The following is a 19,332-nucleotide window of genomic DNA, read 5'->3' as shown; positions in this document are numbered from 1 at the left end:
CGGTGGCCTCGGGAAACGGATTTCAGGAGCACGCCCCGGACCGTGTAAAGTAGTCGATGTCGCCGAGGGAAACCGGACGGAAACGACGGGAGACCCGGTGACATCGCAGGTCAAGGGGCTATAGCTCAGTTGGTAGAGCGCTTGCATGGCATGCAAGAGGTCTGGGGTTCAATTCCCCATAGCTCCACAGTGGTCGAAGAGCCGCCTCCCGTCACGGGGGGCGGCTCTTCGCCGTTGTGTGCATGCCACCGGCGGGCAGGTGGGAAGGACCGCTACCGTCGTGCCATGGCCGATCTGCAGCGAAGGCGGAACGAGGAGCTGGCCCGGATACTGCACCAGCTCGGTTGGAGTCCGGAACGGCTCGCCCGCGAGGTGAGCCTCGCCCTGCCGCCGGGCCTGGCGATCAGCTCCACCGCCCCGTACAAGTGGCGCGACCGCGGCATGGTGCCGCGCAGCCCGCACGACCAGACGGTCTGCGAGGTGCTCAGCCGCACCCTCGGCATAGCCGTCACCTACGAGCAGCTCTGGGGCCGGATGGGCGGCCACCGCGGCGCCAAGATCCTCTCGCCCCGGCTGCTCACCGACCCGTGGACCGCGGACACCGCCCAGACCGCGCTGCGCGAGGCCGCCACCGACGCCGGCCCGGTCCGCCTCACCGACCTGTTCCGCAGCGCCGACCTCGACCACGCCGCCGAACGGCTCGCCTCGCCGCCACCCCCGGTCGGCGGCGGCGAGGGCGCGCTGCGCGTCGACCCCACGCTGGCCGGCGAACTCGGGCTGTCCTACCGCAGCAAGCAGCGCCTCGAACGCTCCTGCGGCGGCGGCCTCGTCCTCGGCCCCACCCGGGCCGAACTCGCCATGCTGGCCAAGCTGTTGGAGCTCGGCGCGTACGACGAACGGCTCGGCCGCGAGCTGTACGGCACCGCCAGCAGGCTCGCCCGCCTGGCCGGCTGGGCCGCGTACGACCTCGGCCACGACGCGGCCGCCCAGCGGGCTTTCGTCGCCGCGCTGCGCGCCGCCCACGTCAGCGGCGACGTCCGGCTCGGGGTAGCCGGGCTCGGAGCGCTGGTGGCGCTCGCCACCCAGGGCAGCGGCGGGCGCGGCCTGGACGCCGTCACCGCGCTGCGCACCGCACTGGACTCCCACGGCCCCGCGCTCAGTCCCACCGGGCGGGCCCGCCAGTTCGGCCGGATCGCCCGCGCCCACGGCCGCCGCGGCGAGGCCGACCTGGCCGAGGAGGCCGCCGCCCGGGCCTTCGCCGAACTCGACGGCGTACCCGGCACCGAGGAGGCCCGGGCCGACCTGGCCGGGATGGTGGGGGAGGGGCGGCTGGCGCTCGGTCAGTACCGGATGGCCAAGGCGCTGCTCGCCGAGGCCGTCGCCGGGCTCGGGGCGGGGCGGGCCCGTTCCAAGGCGCTGCTGATGGTCCGCCTGGCCGAGACCCACCGGCGGCTCGGCGACCAGCGGGAGGCCGCCCGGACGGCGGGGCTGGCGCGCTCGCTCGCGGCGGGGATGCAGTCGGAGCGGCTGGCCAGGGCGCTGCGGGACTTCGAGGCGGCGGGACTGCGCGACGGCGCGGCGGGGCGGGGCGGTGGCGCCGCGCGGTGAGGTGGGGTGTGGCGTGGGGCGCGGTGTGGGGCGCAGGCGGGCCGAGGCGGGCCGGTGTACCGGGACAGGGGGCGTGGTGCCCCGGTGGGACGGCCAGGAGCGCCCTGACCTGCTTGCGGTACCCTGAGCCCATGCGAACCGTGCGCCTGCTCCTTAGCCGGCCGCGCTGACCAGGACCGGCCGCGCCCCAGGGCGGTGCCGGAGTCGGCGTGGCGTCCCCTCCTGCGAGGGGATTTTTTGTTTTCCGCCCCCGCCCGCGTCGTGGGACGGGTCCACGGTCGGCCGCGTCGCGCGGTTCGCCAACTGACACCGATGGAGCTTGAAGGACCATGAGCGAGACGACCCCTGCGTCCGGCGCGGCCGAGACCGCGACCGCGACCGAGCCGTTCCGGTACAGCGCCGCGCTGGCGGCGGAGATCGAGTCCCGCTGGCAGGACATCTGGGAGAAGGAGGGCACCTTCCACGCCCCCAACCCCACCGGTGAGCTGGCCGACCCGGCCGCCGGCGACGTCGCCGCGAAGCCGCACAGCTTCATCATGGACATGTTCCCGTACCCCTCGGGCGCGGGCCTGCACGTCGGCCACCCGCTGGGCTACATCGCCACCGACGTCTTCGCCCGCTACCAGCGGATGACCGGCCACAACGTGCTGCACACGCTGGGCTACGACGCCTTCGGCCTGCCCGCCGAGCAGTACGCGGTGCAGACCGGCACCCACCCGCGGGTCTCCACCGAGGCCAACATCGCCAACATGCGCCACCAGCTGCGCCGGCTGGGCCTGGGCCACGACCCGCGCCGCTCGATCTCCACGATCGACCCGGACTACTACCGCTGGACGCAGTGGATCTTCCTGCAGATCTTCAACTCCTGGTACGACGAGGCGGCCGGCAAGGCCCGTCCGATCGCCGAGCTGGTCGCCGCGTTCGAGTCCGGCGCGCGCGAGGTGCCGGGCGGCCGCGCCTGGGCCGAACTGACCGCCGGTGAGCGCGACGAGGTGCTGGGCGAGTACCGCCTGGCGTACGCCAAGGAGGTGCCGGTCAACTGGTGCCCGGGCCTGGGCACCGTGCTGGCCAACGAGGAGGTCACCGCGGACGGCCGCTCCGAGCGCGGCAACTTCCCGGTGTTCAAGTCCAACCTGCGCCAGTGGATGATGCGCATCACCGCGTACTCCGACCGCCTGATCGCCGACCTGGACCTGCTGGACTGGCCCGAGGCCATCAAGCTGCAGCAGCGCAACTGGATCGGGCGCTCCGAGGGCGCCCGGGTCGACTTCTCGGTCGACGGGGGGAAGATCACCGTCTTCACGACCCGGCCCGACACCCTGTTCGGTGCCACCTACATGGTGCTGGCGCCCGAGCACGGGCTGGTCGACTCGATCGTCCCCGCCGCCTGGCCGGAGGGCGTGCCCGCCGAGTGGACCGGTGGCGCCGCCACCCCCGCCGAGGCCGTCGCCGCCTACCGGGCCGCGGCCGCCGCCAAGTCGGACGTCGAGCGCCAGGTCGAGGCCAAGGTCAAGACCGGCGTCTTCACCGGCGCCTACGCCGTCAACCCGGTCAGCGGCGAGTCCGTGCCGGTGTTCATCGCCGACTACGTGCTGATGGGCTACGGCACCGGCGCCATCATGGCCGTCCCCGCCCACGACCACCGCGACTTCGCCTTCGCCCGCGCCTTCGCGCTGCCGATGCGCTGCGTCGTCGAGCCGACCGACGGGCGCGGCTCGGACCCGGCGGAGTGGGACGACGCCTTCGACACCTACGACTCGGTCATCGTCAACTCGGTGCGCTCGGAGGGCGATTCGTCCCTGTCGCTGGACGGGCTGAGCGTGGTCGAGGCCAAGGCCGCCGCCACCGCCTGGCTGGCCGGGCGCGGCATCGGCGAGGGCACCGTCAACTACCGCCTGCGCGACTGGCTGTTCAGCCGCCAGCGGTACTGGGGCGAGCCCTTCCCGATCGTCTACGACGAGGACGGCGTGATGCACGCGCTGCCCGAGTCGATGCTGCCGGTCGAGGTCCCCGAGGTCGACGACTACTCGCCGCGCACCTACGACGCGTACGACTCCGCCTCCTCGCCGGAGACCCCGCTGTCCCGCAACGAGGACTGGGTCAACGTCGAGCTGGACCTGGGCGACGGCGTCCGGACGTACCGCCGCGAGACCAACACCATGCCCAACTGGGCCGGTTCCTGCTGGTACGACCTGCGCTACGTCGACCCGACGAACGCCGACGCCGTGGTCGACCCGGCCAACGAGCGCTACTGGCTGGGCCCCACCGAGGCCAAGCCGGCCGGCGGCGCCGACCTGTACGTCGGCGGTGCCGAGCACGCCGTGCTGCACCTGCTGTACGCCCGCTTCTGGCACAAGGTGCTGCACGACCTGGGGCACGTCTCCTCCGTCGAGCCGTTCCACAAGCTGTTCAACCAGGGCATGATCACCGCGGACGTCTACCGCGACGAGCGCGGCTTCCCGGTGCCCGCCGCCGAGATCGAGGAGCGCGACGGCAAGTACTTCTGGCAGGGCGAGCCGGTCAAGCGCGAGGCCGGCAAGATGGGCAAGTCCCTGAAGAACGCCGTCGCCCCGGACGAGATCGCCGACGAGTACGGCGCGGACACCCTGCGCCTGTACGAGATGTCGATGGGGCCGCTGGACGTCTCCCGTCCGTGGGACACCCGGGCCGTCGTCGGCTCGTACCGCTTCCTGCAGCGGCTGTGGCGCAACGTCGTCTCCGAGACCACCGGCGAGCTGGTCGTCACGGAGGAGGCGCCGGACGAGGCCACGCTGCGCGCCCTGCACAAGGCGATCGACGGCATCCGCGGCGACATGGCCGGGCTGCGGTTCAACACGGCCGTCGCCAAGGCGATCGAGCTGAACAACTACCTGGTCAAGCGAGGCTCCACGCCTCGGGCCGTGGCCGAGCAGCTGGTGCTGATGGTCGCGCCGCTGGCCCCGCACATCGCCGAGGAGCTGTGGCGCCGACTGGGCCACGGCGAGTCGCTGGCGCACACCGACTACCCGGTGGCGGACCCGGCGTACGTGGTCGACGAGTCGGTGACCTGTGTGGTGCAGATCAAGGGCAAGGTCAAGGCGCGGCTGGAGGTCGCGCCGAGCATCACGGACGCGGAGCTGGAGGCGCTGGCGCTGGCGGATCCGGCGGTGGTCGCGGCGATCGGTGACGCGGCGGTGCGCAAGGTGATCGCGCGGGCGCCGAAGCTGGTGAACATCGTGACCGGCTGAGGTCGGTTCGGGACCGGGCCGATTCGGTCTGGGTTCGGGGTTTGATCGGGCGGGTGTCCTTCGGGGCGCCCGCCCGGTGCTTTGTGCGGTTGTTGCGCGATGGCGGGGCGCGGCCGGTCGGCCCTCGGGGAGATCCCGGATCTGTCCCTGATCTCCGCCCACCGAGCCCGTTCGGGCCTCCCCGGCCAGGACCCGGCGGCTACGGTGGAACCCTCGGCAGTGCGGCCCGCGTTGGGCCCGGTGGGGCCGAAACTGCGGCGGAAGGTGACGCGCGATGGACGTGTTCGGCGTGATGATCGGCTTGGTCCTGCTCTTCGGGATCGCGACGCTCGTCCTGGCCGTGGTCGGCACGGTCAAGGCGGCCAAGGCCGTCGCCGCGAAGGTCGAGCGGCACGAGGCCAACGCCCGGCGCGCCGTCGAGACCGCCACCCTCAAGGCGAAGACGTACACCAAGGTCGGCCCGCCCGCGCAGATCGCCACCGTCCGACTCAAGCTGCGGACCTCGCTGGACGGCACCCGGCAGGTGCTGGAGGGCGGGCTGGCGCAGGACGGCCAGCTCGGCGAGTCCCTCGCCCTGCTCACCCGGCTCGACGCACACGCGGCGGAACTGGACGGCGAGCTGCGGGTGCTGGAACGCGAACCGGACACCGCGCGGATCGCGGCCAAGCTTCCGGAGCTGCGCGAGCGGGCGGAGCGGATCACCCACGCCGCGGAGACCATGCGGTGGGCGGCGCAGGACCGGATGCACCGGTTCGCGGACGACGAGCTGAGTCGGCTGAGCCAGGAGTGCGAGAGCGAGGCGGGGGCGCTGCGGCACTGGGACACGGCGGGGGGCGGTGCGGGTGCTTCCGGTGTGGGTGCGGGCGCGGGTGCTTCCGGTGCGGGTGCAGGTGCTTCCGGCGCTGGTGCCGGAGCGGGCGCGGGAGCCGGTGCGGGTGTCGGTGCGGCCCGGGCCGGGCTGACGGACGGGAAGGGGCGGCCCAGCGCCGAGGACCTCCTCGGGCTCGCCGACCCGCTGGCGAAGCTGGCGCAGCGGCTGCGGAAGCCGTCGGCCGGGCCCTCCGCGGGGCCGTCCGCGGGGCCGTCCGCGGGCTGAGTCCCGCTCGCGCCCCGGGCCCCCGCGGAGCTCGAGGACGGTCGCTGTCCTCCCGGACGAACGGGGAGTAACCTCCGCCTCATGCCCTCCGACCTCGCACTTGTCACCGATTCCACGGCCTATCTGCCGCAGGCGGCCCTCGACCGGCACGGGATCACGGTGGTACCGCTGAGCGTCGCGGTCGGTGACGCGGTCCTCTGCGAGGGCGTCGAGATCTCCCCGAAGGACGTTGCCGAGGCGCTGCGCGCCAAACAGCGGGTGACCACCTCCCGCCCCAACCCGGAGACCTTCGCCGCCACCTACCGGGCGGCCGCCGAGGCCGGGGCGCGGGGGATCGTGTCGGTGCACATCTCCGGCGAGCTGTCCGGCACGGTCGAGGCCGCTCGGCTGGCGGCCGCCGAAGCGCCCGTACCCGTGCGGGTGGTGGACAGCCGGCTGGTCGGGATGGCCCTCGGGTACGGCGTGCTGGCGGCGGCCGCGGCGATCGAGGCCGGTCGGGGCCTCGAGGCGGCGGCCGAGGCGGCGACCCGGCGGGCGGCCGGGACCAGCGGATTCTTCTACGTGGACACCCTGGAGCACCTGCGCCGGGGCGGGCGGATCGGCGCGGCGCGGGCGCTGCTCGGGTCGGCGCTGGCGGTCAAGCCGCTGCTGCACCTGGACGCGGGGCGGATCGAGCCGCTGGAGAAGGTGCGCACGGCGTCACGCGCGATCGCGCGGCTGGAGGAGATCGCGGTCGAGCGCTCGGGGGAGGGAGAGGTGGACATCACCGTCCACCACCTGGCGGCCGAGGAGCGGGCCGAGCAGCTCGCGGAGCGGCTGCGGGCGCGGGTGCCGGGGCTGCGGGAGCTGTACGTGGGCGAGGTCGGGGCGGTGATCGGCGCGCACGTCGGGCCGGGGCTGCTCGCGGTGGTGGTCGCGCCGCGCTGACGCGGGGCCGGTCAACCATCGGATGGCGTGGCCACTCGTGTGAGTGACACTTTTTATCCACAACCCCCGGGTTATCCACAGGCTTTCGGAAATTTCCGCGCGTTCTCCGACGTGCTCCTAGCGTCCTCGCCATGACGACCTTGGGCCTGGGCGCGGCGAAGCGCCAAGCGATCAACGAGACGGTGCGGCTGCGGATGGCGGCGCTGTTGCCGACGGACGGCAATCCGACGGACGGCGAGCTGAGGGGCGGCGATCCGGCGGGCGGTGGGCCGGCCGCGGCCGTGCCGCGTTCGGTGGCGCCGGGGGTGGCCCCGCCGGAGCCGGTGCACCTCCCCGACCCGCCCGGTGCCGGGGCGCGCCTGCGGTTCGCCTCGGTGCTGGCGCTCGACCGGCGGGCGGTGGCAGGGCTGGCCGTCCTGCTGCTCTTCGCGGTGGGCTACGCCGTGCAGCACTTCTGGCTGGCCCGGCCGGAGGCGGTGGCCGTACCGGCGCTGGCCGCCGCCTCGGCACCGACGGAGCCGGGCCCGCCCGCCGCCGACGGCCCACCCGGCAGCGGGGCCGGTCCACCGGCGGCCTCCGCGGGCCCGGGCGCCGAGCCCGCCGTCGTCATCGACGTCGGCGGCCGGGTCCACCTGCCCGGCCTGCACACCCTGCCCGGCGGCTCACGGGTCGCCGACGCGCTGCGGGCGGCGGGCGGTCCGCTGCCGGAGACGGACACCCGGGGCCTCAACCTGGCCCGCGTGCTGATGGACGGCGAGCAGATCACGGTCGGCGAGCAGGCGCCCGTACCCGTACCCGTCCCCGCCCCGGGGGGCGGTGCGGGCGGACTGCCCGGAGCCGGTGCGCCCCGACCACCCGTCAGCCTCAACCGCGCCACCCTCGAACAACTCGACGCGCTCCCAGGCGTCGGCCCGACCCTCGCCCAACGCATCCTGGCCTACCGCGCCTCGCACGGGTCGTTCCGCTCGATCGACCAGCTCCGGCAGGTCAGCGGGATCGGCGCCCGTACCTTCGCCGAACTCCGTCCACTCCTCGTCCTCTGACGCCCCATCCGTTCCGCCCCGCCGACCCCGAAGGGAGGTACCACCGTGTCCGCCACCACCGTGTCCGCCACCGCCACCGTGCCGCTCCCGCGTACCCGCTCCTCGGGTGCCGACTTCCGGCTGCTGCTGCCCGCCGTCTCGGCCTGGCTGGTCACCGCGGTGCTGCTGCCCGTCGGACCGGGGGCGGAGCCGTTGCTCCTCTCGCTGGCCGGCGCCGCGGCGCTCGCGGCCGTCCCGCTGCTCGCCCGGCCGGGCCTGCTGCGTCGGCGCGGGGCGGCGGTGACGCTGGCGGCCGTCCTGCTCACCGGGGCGGCGGCCGCGGTCGCGACCCCGCTGCACACGGCCGACCTGCACCGGGGCCCGCTGCCGGAGCTCGCCCGTGCGGCCGAGCACGCGCCGCCGCGCTCCCCGGGCACGCCCGCCCCGGCGGTCGAGGTGGAGCTGACCGTCGCGGGGGACCCGAAGGTCCACACCTCCCGGGGTGCCGCCACCGGCGGACAGCCACTCCTCACCGTCGACGCCGTGGTCGACCGCGCGACCGTCCTCCCGGACGGGCGGGCCACCCGGACGCACACCCCCGTGACGGTCATGGCCCGCGGGGCGGAGAGCGAGCCGTGGCTGCGGCTGCTGCCCTCCGAGCGGCTGGCCGTCGAGGCCGAGGTCCGACCGGCGGGGGAGGGCTACGACACCGAGTCGGCGGCGCTGCTGGTCGTCCACGGCCCGCCCCGGCAGCTCGCACCGCCGAGCCTGCCGCAGCGGATCGCCGGGCGGCTGCGCGAAGGCCTGCGCACGGCCAGTGACGGGTTGCCGCCGGACGCGCGGGGGCTGCTCCCCGGGCTGGTCGTCGGCGACACCTCGCGGCTGCCCGACGACCTGGTGGACGCGTTCCGCGCCACCGACCTGGTGCACCTGGTCGCGGTGAGCGGGGCCAATCTGGCGATCGTGCTCGGCGTGCTGCTGGGCGCACCGGGACAGGCCGGTACCCCGGAACGGCGCGGACTGGCCGCGCTGTTGGGGCTGTCGCTGCGGACCAGCGCCCTGGCCGGCACCGCGCTGACACTGGCCTTCGTGACCGTCTGCCGGCCCGAACCCAGCGTGCTGCGGGCGGCCGGGACGGGGCTGATCGGCATGCTGGCCCTGGCGACGGGCCGCCCCCGGCAGTCCGTACCGGCGCTCGCCGGGGCCGTCCTGGTCCTGGTTCTGCTGGACCCGTTCCTGGCCCGCTCCTTCGGCTTCCTGCTCTCGGTGCTCGCCACCGCCGGACTGCTCGTGCTCGGCCCGCACTGGGCGGAGTCCCTGCGGGCCCGGCGCTGGCCGCACCACCTGGCGGGCGCGCTGGCGGCCGCGGGGGCGGCGCAGGCCTTGTGCGCACCGGTGACGGTGGTGCTGTCCGGGCACATCAGCCTGGTCGCCGTCCCGTGCAACCTGCTGGCCGAGCTGGCGGTGGCCCCGGCGACGCTGCTCGGCTTCGGGGTGCTCGTGCTGCAGCCGTTCTTCCCGTCCCTGGCCCGGCTGCTGGCCGAGCCGGCCGGGGTCCCGGCCAGCTGGCTCGCCTTCGTCGGGCGGCGCGGGGCCGAGCTGCCCGGCGGCCAACTGGCTTGGCCCGGTGGCTGGTTCGGGGTGGTGACGGTCGCCCTGGCGACCATCGCTGCCTGCTGGGCGGCGCCGCTGCTGCTGCCCCGGCGGGCGGAGCCCGGCCGTCGGGCGGGCGCCCGGCGTCGCTGGGCCCGGGCCTTGGTGACAGGGGTCCTGCTGGTGGTGCTGTTGGGGGTGCTGCTGCGCCCGCCGCAGCTCGCCCGGATCGCCACCGGCTGGCCGCCGCCCGGGTGGCGACTGGCGATGTGCGACGTCGGGCAGGGAGACATGTTGGCCTTGGCGACCGGCGTGGCGGACAGCGCTGTGGTGATCGACACGGGGCCGGATCCGGAGGCTGCCGACCGGTGCCTGCGCGAGCTCGGCATCACGACGGTGCCGCTCCTGCTCCTGACGCACTTCTTCTTTCAGCTGTTCAAATCTGTCTCATGAGACCTGTGGTTCAGTCTCGATGGGACGAGACAGGTGAGCTGACAGGAGTTCCCCTCCGGCCCCCGGGGAGGGATGAACGTGGATCTTGCCTTCGTGCAGTCAGGGCTGCTGGAGAAGTACCTGGACACCGATGTGATCTCTGCTGCGAGGGTGGCCGCGCTGCTGAAGCGACGGGGCATCCTCGACGGGACGCCGGTGTACCTCGACGAGGAGACGCAGGCGCCGATCCCGTCCCTGTGCGAGTTTGGCAGGTATCTGTCGACGGCGTTGTTGGACGAGACCACGCTGAAGGACTACGGGCGGGTGATCGGCCGACTGGACGACCATCTTGCCGGTCTGGACAGCGATGTGTTGTCGGCGACGGAGTCCGATCTTGTTTCGTACCGCGGCCATCGGACTCAGTGGCAGGAGAGGCCGGTCGGCGCGTCGGTATGGGGCCGGGAGTCGTTCGTCCTGGACGACTTCTACGGCTTCCTCGTCGACCGGAAGATCTTGCCGCGCCGCCCGGCGAGGCTGGCTGCGCGGGGACGCAACGCGTTGGCGCCGCGGGTCCGGTCGGGCATGGACATCCGGCACCTCACGTTCGAGCAGTACCGGTACTTCCGGGACGTGGGGCTGGGCGGGCAGCTGCCCAGCGCCGAGGTGGACCCGGCGTTCCGGGGGTGGTCGCCGCTGCGCGGTCGAGCCGGCGGCGATATCGCACTCGGGTCGGGGGCTCGTTGGCGGGAGTGGTCGACCGTGCTGCTGCCGGAGATTGGGCTCTGGCCGGGGATGCCGGGTGGGGCGGCCGAGTTCATCGTCCAAGCCTGCGCGAAGTACGGCAAAGCCCGGACCGTCTACGTTCCCGAGGATGCCGTCGCGTCCGCCGACCTGTTCTGCCTGCTTGAACGTCCGGATATCGTCCGCAGGGCAGCCCGGACCCTGGAGCGCAAAGCCCGCGACCTGTTCGTGGTGGGCGAGGTAGATGTCGCCGGCGGCCGGGTGAGGGGCGTCCTGGACGGCGTCGTGCGCGAGTTCCAGATGTCGGCCATGGACGCCAAGCTGCGGCGGATCGCCGCCTATGAGGGCGAGTTCGGCCTGGAGGCCCTGACGTTGTTCGTCTGCCGCGGCGGTCTGATGCCGGGGGCGGATGCCTGGAAGGGCTACCGCCACCGGGCCTGGACGCGCATGACGAACCTCGCCGACCGGTCCACGCCGCTGCTGCCGGCGCGACGGTGGCGCTGGCACGACCTAAGGCACACCTACGCTCTGCGGCTTTTGACCTACCTGGAGAACATCATGGACGGCCAGGAGCCGGACCAGCAGGCGCGCCGCCGGCGGCACCGTTCGTACTTGACCGGGCACATCCGGCACAACCCGCTGCTGATCGTCAGCCGCAGACTCGGTCATGCGAATCCGGAAACCACCTACGAGTACCTCCAGTACACCGATGACCTGATCAACGAGTTCGAGGCCGCGTTCTCCAGTTGGATCGGTGACGACGAGGCGACCTATGCCGACATCGCGTCCCACGCGATCAACGGCGCGAAGGGCGGCCGCTGATGCCGAAGGCACGCCGCAAGGGCCGGAACAACGAAGACCGCGATCGCCTGAGGGCGGTGCTGGCGAACCCTGTCCCACCCGGCGGGATCGGCCCTCGGGTGGTCGAGCTCCCCCAAGCGCTCCTGGCGGTGGAGCCGTCGGACTTCTGCTGTTCGCGCCTGGCCATGCAGCTGGCCGACGAGTGGGTTGAGTACGTGGCCGCCACCGCCATCACGAAGCACGCCAAGGTCTACCACCTGGCGATCACCCGACTCTGCAAGTACGTGGACAAGGAGCTCGGGCCGGCGGCGGAGACGGCCAGCCTGACCGATCGGAACCTCCTTGACCTACTGCTGAAGTGGGAGCTGTCACTGCCCGAGAGCTACGCTCCGAGCTCCACCTATCCCGGGACGCTGGCTGCCTGTCTGCGGGTGTTGATCGTCCGCCGGGACGACCACCGCGACCGTCCAGTTGCCCCGGACCTCGCCCGGCTGGCCCGCGGCCCCGCGCTGCTGGGCAGCGGCGAGAAGATGGAACGGGACGAGTTCAAGCGTCAGGAGAAACGAGCCCTGGTCCGCGCCGCCTGGCACAGCGTCCACGCCACCCGCGCACGCCTGGAGGAGGGCTGGGCCCTGGCCGGACAGGGCCGTCACCCTGACCAAGGCAGCTGGACCAGCATCCCCGATCTGCTCTGGGGCTTCGCCCACGAGCAGATCACACCCAAGGACATCCACCGGGTCGTGCCCCCGCCCCGTGAATGGCCGCCGGAACTGCAGGAGTTCGCCGCAGGTCCGGGCCGAGTCTTCGTTGCACAGGCGGCACGGAGGCAGCTGGCTCGCAAGCTGTTCGCGAGGTTGTATCCGAACAGTTTTGATCTTCATGCCTTCCGCATCCTGCTAATGGACGCCACCGGCTACGCCTCGGAAGAGGTCACCGGCTTCGGCGAGGCGGAGGTGGAGTTCCTCCCCAAGGGCGTCCGGCTGACCCTCCTGAAGAACCGGGCCGGACTCCGGCGGCACAGAGCCTTTCGCGACCGTCCCGCACGCGATGATGAGCCGGTCTCCGAGGGAGACGCTGACGGACAACTCACGGTGAACTGGCCACGCCGGGAGGCCAGCGAGGTAGTCCGCCAGCTCATGGACATGACCGCCCGGGTCCGAGCCAAGGCCCCGCACGTCACCCACACGCTCTTCGTCGTCGCCACCATCCGCAACAACTACACCGCGGTCTTCGACGAGTGGAAGCCCGTTTGCCAGAGCTCGTTCGGGAGCTGGCTGGACGCCGCGGGCGTCGAGATCACGGGCGACCGGCACATCGGCCGCATGCGGAAATCGGTCAAGGTCGAGAAGGCCATCGTGACCGAAGGACGCATCAGTGCCGCCGCGGACGACCACACCGAGGAAACCTTCGCCACCCACTACGCGCAGGGCACCACGCTGCGAATCATGTCCGGACGGACGATCGCCACGGCTCAGCAGCACTGGCTCGACAAAGCTCTTGACCGCGTCGACGGCCCCACCGTCATCTCCGACGCCCCGGGGGAAGTCGACCAGGCCGTGCTGGAGGACTCGGGCCTGTCCGTCCAGGAGGCCGAGGACATCATGGCCGGTCAGCTCGACATGGGCGTCTCCCACTGCAGGAACCCCTACCAGAGCCCCTACAGCCGACCAGGCGAGCTCTGCGCCGTCGCACCACTGCGCTGCCTGGAATGCCGCAACGCCTGGATCCTGCCCACCAACCTGCCTCAACTCCTCCTCTTCAAAGCACACTTGGAACGACTTCGCACCGTTCTGACTCCGCAGGCGTTCGAGCGGCTCTGGGGACAGAGCTGGGTGAACCTGCGCGCCGTCCTGAACGACCGCACACCCGAGGAACTGGACCAGGCCCGCAAGCACATCGAAGCCGGACAAGCAGTCCTCGACCTGCCGCTCGCCGCGAACACGGAGTTCGACGCATGATCCTTCCCTTGCCCGAACAGCGGCGTCCCTCTCTGTTTCGGGACGACGAACCCGTCGTCCAGGGGCGCTCGCTACTGCCCGAGGCCCGCGAGCCCGGCGCCCGCATCCCCCGGTTCGGTGACAGGGGCATCTGGAACTTCAACGGCGTTCTCAAACGGCCGGCCAACTGCACGGCGGCTTCGTGGATGGTCCACTTCAGCCTCGAGCTGGAGGATCCGTACTGGAACCTGCTCGCTCGTGAGTTCCTGATGGTGACCTTCAACCCGCGGCACCCCGAGGTCCTCAGGAGCGGTGTCGTCCTCGAAGGCTACGGCGCCCCCAGCACCTTGATCCAAGTTGCCTCGCGCCTGCGGACCGCTGCGAAGTGGGGCCGCGAGAACGGACTTCCGGCTCACCCTGGCGCATGGACGGTGCAGGACCTGCGGCAACGCATCATCGACTTGGCCGCGACCGGGCTGGCTCCGCATACGGTCAGCGGCTACGTGGCCGCCTTCAAGAATCTGGCGGCAGCCGGCCCCGTCCTGAGTCTGTCCTGGCCTGTCGGCGACCCATGGCCTGGTCAGAGCGCCCGCAAGGTCGCCCAGCTGAGCGCCAGCAAAGGTCTTTCCACCCCCGCAGTTCCCCCTGAGACGTGGTTCCCGCTGATCCGCGCGGCCTGGGCCTACATCCACGACTTCGCCCCTGACGTCATGCGCGCCGATCGTCGTCACAACGATCTCCTCGCCGCCGCGAAGTCGTCGTCCCAAGGCATCGACCAACGACTCGAGGAATGGCTTGCCGACTCCCGAAACAAGATTCCGCTCCACGCCAAGGATTCCAAGAACCGGGTTCCGCACGTGAATTGGAGCCTGCTGGCGCTTCTCCTCGGCTACGAGCGGCAGCACCATGGCGCCTTCTGCGAGACGGGCAGTCAGATCGAGAGGCGGCGACGTGCACGGGTTCTGGAGGAAGTGGCCAAGGGGCGGACCACGACCCAGGCGCTGAACGGAGAACTCGTACAGACGACTCGGCCGGATGGCAGCACGGGACCCTGGCACCCCGGCATCGGCCCGCGGGCGCTGAACGACCTCAAGGCGGTCCTACGCGATGCGGCGTTCGCACTGGTCGTGGGCCTCTCCATGATGCGCGACTCGGAAATCCACGAGATCTTGCGGGCATCCGTCGTCGAGCACTACAGCACCCCGGCCATCTCCTCCACGAAGATCAAGGGCACCCCCAACCGCCCCGGCAAGCACTGGTGGATCGCCGAACCGCTCGTTGAAGCCCTCGCGGTCGCCGAGACTGTCTCCCGGCACCCCGAGCGCGTCTTCGCCCCAGTGGGCGCCACCAATCAGGACGGCACCATCGTCGGCACCAGGATGCTGGCGGCGTTCGTGCGCTTCGTGAACAGGCACCGGGCCTGGACCGGCCTCGACGAGATTCCCACCACCTACATCCGCCCCCACATGTTCCGCAGGACGATGGCGATGCTCACCGACCAGTTCCCCGGGTCCGAGATCGCCACTGGCATCCAGCTCAAGCACCTCGCCAAGCGGGCGCTGGCCAACGCCACCACCCGCAGCTATGCCGCCTCCGACGACAACTGGGCCAAATACCTCGAAGACGCCCTCGACAACGTCAAGTTCCGCAAGATCAAAGACCTCTACGAGCGTCACACAGCGGGAGAGGACATCGGATTCGGGCCCGGCGCCGATCGCGTCAAGGACGCGTTCGACCAGATCAACGCCACCGTCAAGGCCCGCAACGGAGACGCCCGCACCGCCGACACCCTCCTGCGAACGACCAGGATCCACATCCGCTTCGGCATGCTCAACAACTGCACCGCCGACCACGCCAACCCAATCGGCGCCGTCTGCCTCGAGAACGCGATCGTCCCGGAAGGCCACACAGGCCCCCTCGACGAGCGCTGCCGTCCCGACCGATGCGCCAACAGCATGATCGGCCCCGAGCACCTACCGATCTACGACTCCCACCAGCGCAAACAGCTCCAGCTCATCAACAACCCCGCTACCCCGGCCTGCCGCCGCGACCTCGCCGAACGCGAACTCGACATCACCCGCAACGTCCTCACGATGTCGGGGGAACCCCAGTGACCGGACCCGCCGGCGGCAACTTCGAAGACCAGGTCAGCCCCAAGACCGCCGCCGCCCTTCGGGCAGCGATGACCCGCCTCCTCGAAGGCCGCCCGCAACGGACCGACGGCCGCCTCACCAAAGAGAACCTCTACAAAGAAGCCCAGGTCAGCCGCGCGACCATGAACCGCGCGAAGGCAATCCTCTCCGAATGGGATGCCCACCTCGCCGCCCACGGCAAGACCACCCCCGGCGAAGCCAAACGCGACGCGACCATCGCCGACCTCAAGAAGCGCCTGACCAAGAAGACCCAGGAATGCACGTTCTTGGAGAACAAACTCAAGGCCGCCCACACCGCGATCGCCGCCCTCTTCCACGACAACGAAGCCCTCCGCCAGCAACTCCACCAGGACACCACAACCGTGGTCACGCCCATCCGCCCCCGCGGGCCCCGGCAAGGACCGTGAGCGACGGGGGCCCAAGTCTTTCGAGCGAAGTGGTGCGGGCCCCGCTGCGGCAGGGCCCAGCACCAGTCTCAGTGGGCGATGGGGTCGATCAGGTCCCGGGCACCGTCGCGGATCAGCGCCTCGGCGCCGCCTCGCCGAGGGCCTGCGGGTGAGCTGGTCGCTGGTGCGGCTGGCGGTCAGCACGGTCGCGCCCTCGGGGGTGAAGACCACGGAGGAGTAGCCCCGCAGCTGGTGGGGGCCTGCTTCACACCTCGAGGAGATCCGCCGCCGATATCAGATGGCGGCGAACGACTTTGACGGCCCCGGGGTCCTTGGCGGGGTCGTTGATCCATCGGTGTGCTTGTTCAAGGAACCATTCGATCGCCCAGACCCGGTGCCATCCCAGCGCCCACGCCTCCGGGGGCAACCCGCCGCGGCGGGCGAGCGCGTCGCGTGGCCCTCCTGCGGCGATGTAGGCGTTGATGAGTCCGCGCAGACGTGCCGGATCCGGGGGCTGCCGGAGAGTGAGGCCCTGCCAGGAGGCGAGGTCGAGGAGGCCCGGTCCGGTGAAGGAGTGGGCGAAGTCCAGCAGGTGCCAGCCCCGGGGGCCGATGTGCAGGCTGGACGGGTGGTATTCGGAGTGCACCCAGCCGAAGGGAGCGGTCAGTGCGCCGACTGCCTTCTTCTTCGAGGCGTGCGCGAGGGCGTACAGGATGCCGGTGAGGTCTTCGGTCCCTTCCGTCCAGCGGCCGGCGGCTTGCAGTCGCCGCAGGTGCCCCAGGGCTCTGCCGGGCAGGGCCGCCAGGGTGTCCTGATCCAGCGTTGGCAGCGACGGCGGCGGGGCGGTCGCGTGCAGGAGCGCGGCGGCTGTGGCGGCTTCGCTGTCGGTGGCTTCGCGCTGCGGGTCGCCGAGGTCTTCGAGCACCATCACGAGCAGGCCGCCTCGCTGGGCCGAGCCGAGCACACGGGGCACCGGGACGCCGGCCCATGCGGCGGCCCGCAGTATCCGATCCTCCTGGGTGAACGGCTCGCGCGCGTACTTCAGGACGGCGGTAGTGCCGTCGGGGTAGGTCAGCCGTTCGACTCCTGACATGGACCAGACCCGCAGCGGAAGCCGGGTCGGCGCCCGGCGGCCGGTGGCGTCGGTGATCTCGTCCAGGAGGCCGCTGACCAGGGCCGGGTCCATGGGTGGGTCGGTCACTTCCCGGCCAGCGAGTGGTCGCGCCGGTGGTCGCGCCAGGCGAGAGCGGAGGCGGCCATGGACCGTGTCCACGCTGCCGCCGACGCCTGGGCGTGGACCTCCTGCCAGTAGCGGGCGTTGGCCTCGGCGAAAGCGAGGAGAACCTTGGGGTCCGCGGCTTCGAACGCCGGCAGTCGGCCGGCCCACTGCTCGGCCTGCCGAGGGGTGTGTCCGGCGTCGATCAGACGCACGGCCCAGACGGCCGGGTCGGCCCAGCCCGGGCCACGGGTGGGCCAGGCCCAGTCGATGAGGTGGGCGGCGTGGTCGACCAGGACGTTGTGCGGGGCCATGTCGGTGTGCAGGAGCGCGTCCCCGTCGAACAGCTCTGGGGTGTCTCCGTAGGGCGCGTACCGCTTGGAGAAGCTCAGCAGCGGGATTTCCGGGCAGGGCGTGCGGGCGAGTTCCATCAGCGCGTCGACGACCAGGGGCAGGTCGGGGCTGCCCGGTGAGAAGTCGGCGACGTGGCCCTCGATCGCCTCGAAGCCGAGCAGGTCCCAGCCCCCGGCCTGCAGATGCCACAGCAGCCGGGGAGATGACTTGGGCAGGTGCGGGTTGACGGCGGCTTCGCGCAGCTGCGTCTTGACCTGGCGGTTGTCGACGGGGATGCCCTTGATGAACACCTCGCCGGAGGCGGTCAGGGCCTTCACGGCGACGCCGGAGTTCGCTCCGGTGGACGCGTCGGCGGTGGTCAGGACGGGGCCGGTGTGCTCCTGGACGGCCGCGCGGGCGGCAGGCGGGAGGTGGTGCCAGGCGAGGCGGTTCATCGACACTGCTGGACTCCAGAGGGGCGGTGGGTGGTGCCCCGACATGGGCCGGGGCACCACCGGACGAGCTAGTACGGCTGGGAATCACTCGACGAGCAGGAGCACATGACGACCTCCAGGACGTCGTCCAGGTCGCCGACGAACACGACCTCCTCGTCCTCAAGGGGCCGCTCGGTGAGCGTAAGTGCTACGGGTACCGGCATGGGGTTTACCTCCCTCCGTGCTGGCAGTAGGTGTTGAGCGGGGCCTTCGCCTCCTGGTAGAGCTTGGCCAGCGGCCGGCAGGTGAAGCAGGTGCCGGAGAGCGCGCAGCCGGAGCATCCACCGGTGCGAAGCTGGAGGGAGTCGGCGACGGCGCCCAGTTGGCGCAGGCCGTCGACGCCGTCGGTGATGAGGTCGAACTGGGGGTCGCGGCCGACCTTGCAGATCGACGCCTTCCCCCAGGGGTCGGCGTGGAAGAAGGTGTGCCCGGCGTTGCAGCCCTGGAACGGCTTGCGCGGCATGACGTAGTCGGCGGCCTGGGTGCCCATCCGCTCGCCGCCGCCCTCGATGGTCGGGCTCATCGTGGTGAACACGTGGTGCGGGAAGCCGTACCGGTCGGCCAGCGCCTGCATCTGGGGGATCTCTTCCGCGTTGCGCTCGGAGACCACGATGTTCAGCTTCAGGGGCAGGCCCGCGTCCCGGGAGGCTTCCAGGCCCTTGATGAACCGGTCGAAGGCGCCCCGGTTGCGGGTCATGCCGTCGTAGGAGGCGGCGGTGGCGCCGTAGACGCTGACCGCGATCAGGTAGGGGCGGTGGCGGGCGAAGAGCTCCTGGATGCGCGGCTTGGACAGCTGGCTGCCGTTGCTGGCGATCGAGACCATCAGCCCCAGCTCGTTCGCGTACTGGTAGGCGGCCGGGAAGTCGCGGTCGATCAGCGGCTCGCCGCCGGTGATCTGGAACCACAGGGCGCCGGAGTCCCGGACGACGTTCAACATCGTGACCTTGTCGTCCCAGGCCAGGCCCTCGAAGTTCTTCAGGCCCAGGTAGCAGTGCTCGCAGTCGTAGTCGCAGCCCTTGTTGATCTCCCACGACGCACGGCCGTAGCCGAGCCCGGCGGGCTGCCGGACCAGGACCGTCCCGTGGAGCCGCCGCCCGTCCAGGACCATGCCCCAGGCGTTGCGGGCCGCCTCCGCGAGCCATCCGGGCACCATGGCCTGCGGCGGCGCGTCCAGGAGCTCCCGGTACCGGCCCGCGCCGATCCGCAGGCCCTCGCGCCGGCCGGGCCGGACGGCCACATAGCCGTCCAGGAACGGAGAAGCGATCAAGTCGGGCATGGACACTCCCTTGGACGGCGGGCGAGATGGCGGGGTCACGCAGTGGAACGGGTGTGCGGGGACAGCAGCCCCAACCCAGCGGGGCTGTAT

The 19,332-nt window shown here is 71.8% G+C and carries 14 protein-coding genes and 1 tRNA gene; 11 read left to right on the top strand and 4 right to left on the bottom strand.

Translation table 11 applies throughout. The features are described from left to right. The first annotated feature begins 114 nt into the window (after nucleotides 1-114). The 11 genes from ABTY61_RS15140 (at nucleotide 115) to ABTY61_RS15090 (ending at nucleotide 15,944) form a co-directional block, all read left to right on the top strand. Nucleotides 115-187, top strand: a tRNA-Ala gene (locus ABTY61_RS15140). A 98-nt stretch (nucleotides 188-285) separates the two neighbouring features. Further along, nucleotides 286-1,608, top strand: coding sequence for an NsdA family TPR-like regulatory protein (locus tag ABTY61_RS15135; protein WP_350505424.1), 1,323 nt, complete (start codon nucleotides 286-288; stop codon nucleotides 1,606-1,608). A 329-nt stretch (nucleotides 1,609-1,937) separates the two neighbouring features. Continuing rightward, a complete protein-coding gene (gene leuS / locus ABTY61_RS15130) occupies nucleotides 1,938-4,835 on the top strand; it encodes a leucine--tRNA ligase (RefSeq protein ID WP_350505423.1) in 2,898 nt (965 codons plus the stop codon). A gap of 274 nt (nucleotides 4,836-5,109) precedes the next feature. Further along, the gene (locus ABTY61_RS15125; protein ID WP_350505422.1) at nucleotides 5,110-5,931 is read left to right on the top strand and encodes a hypothetical protein; all 822 of its coding nucleotides are present in this window, start codon (nucleotides 5,110-5,112) and stop codon (nucleotides 5,929-5,931) included. A gap of 81 nt (nucleotides 5,932-6,012) precedes the next feature. Beyond that, nucleotides 6,013-6,858, top strand: coding sequence for a DegV family protein (locus ABTY61_RS15120; RefSeq protein WP_350505421.1), 846 nt, complete (start codon nucleotides 6,013-6,015; stop codon nucleotides 6,856-6,858). A gap of 131 nt (nucleotides 6,859-6,989) precedes the next feature. Further along, nucleotides 6,990-7,901: a ComEA family DNA-binding protein gene (locus ABTY61_RS15115; protein WP_350505420.1), complete on the top strand. Its 912-nt coding sequence runs from the start codon at nucleotides 6,990-6,992 to the stop codon at nucleotides 7,899-7,901. 45 nt (nucleotides 7,902-7,946) lie between these two features. After that, nucleotides 7,947-9,926 carry a ComEC/Rec2 family competence protein gene (locus ABTY61_RS15110; protein WP_350505419.1) on the top strand — a complete coding sequence of 660 codons (1,980 nt, stop codon included), beginning with the start codon at nucleotides 7,947-7,949 and terminating at the stop codon, nucleotides 9,924-9,926. Between the two features lie 78 nt (nucleotides 9,927-10,004). Beyond that, a complete protein-coding gene (locus ABTY61_RS15105; protein WP_350505418.1) occupies nucleotides 10,005-11,468 on the top strand; it encodes a site-specific integrase in 1,464 nt (487 codons plus the stop codon). Continuing rightward, nucleotides 11,468-13,405, top strand: coding sequence for a hypothetical protein (locus ABTY61_RS15100; protein WP_350505417.1), 1,938 nt, complete (start codon nucleotides 11,468-11,470; stop codon nucleotides 13,403-13,405). Before ABTY61_RS15105 ends, ABTY61_RS15100 begins: the two co-directional genes overlap by 1 nt. Then, on the top strand, nucleotides 13,402-15,498 hold the full coding sequence (locus ABTY61_RS15095; protein ID WP_350505416.1) for an integrase: 2,097 nt from the start codon (nucleotides 13,402-13,404) through the stop codon (nucleotides 15,496-15,498). The genes ABTY61_RS15100 and ABTY61_RS15095 overlap by 4 nt, the downstream gene beginning before the upstream one ends. Beyond that, nucleotides 15,495-15,944 (top strand): hypothetical protein, encoded by a 450-nt coding sequence (locus ABTY61_RS15090; RefSeq protein ID WP_350505415.1) that lies wholly within the window; start codon nucleotides 15,495-15,497, stop codon nucleotides 15,942-15,944. The genes ABTY61_RS15095 and ABTY61_RS15090 overlap by 4 nt, the downstream gene beginning before the upstream one ends. A 244-nt stretch (nucleotides 15,945-16,188) precedes the next feature. Here the strand turns inward: ABTY61_RS15090 and ABTY61_RS15085 are convergent, their stop codons facing one another. From ABTY61_RS15085 to ABTY61_RS15070, 4 genes are all read right to left on the bottom strand, one after another. Next, on the bottom strand, nucleotides 16,189-17,109 hold the full coding sequence (locus ABTY61_RS15085; protein ID WP_502895324.1) for a phosphotransferase family protein: 921 nt from the start codon (nucleotides 17,107-17,109) through the stop codon (nucleotides 16,189-16,191). An 11-nt stretch (nucleotides 17,110-17,120) separates the two neighbouring features. Then, a complete protein-coding gene (locus ABTY61_RS15080; protein WP_350505413.1) occupies nucleotides 17,121-17,933 on the bottom strand; it encodes an aminoglycoside phosphotransferase in 813 nt (270 codons plus the stop codon). A 62-nt stretch (nucleotides 17,934-17,995) separates the two neighbouring features. Then, nucleotides 17,996-18,130: a hypothetical protein gene (locus tag ABTY61_RS15075; RefSeq protein ID WP_262987101.1), complete on the bottom strand. Its 135-nt coding sequence runs from the start codon at nucleotides 18,128-18,130 to the stop codon at nucleotides 17,996-17,998. Between the two features lie 5 nt (nucleotides 18,131-18,135). Continuing rightward, complete coding sequence (locus ABTY61_RS15070) at nucleotides 18,136-19,242, bottom strand: radical SAM protein (RefSeq protein WP_350505412.1); 1,107 nt, start codon at nucleotides 19,240-19,242, stop codon at nucleotides 18,136-18,138. Between the last annotated feature and the right edge of the window lie 90 nt (nucleotides 19,243-19,332).

This window comes from Kitasatospora sp. NPDC096128, assembly GCF_040303105.1.
Taxonomy (GTDB): domain Bacteria; phylum Actinomycetota; class Actinomycetes; order Streptomycetales; family Streptomycetaceae; genus Kitasatospora.
The sequence above is the reverse complement of the archived record's forward strand: the minus strand, read 5'-3'. Positions and strand labels throughout refer to the sequence as shown.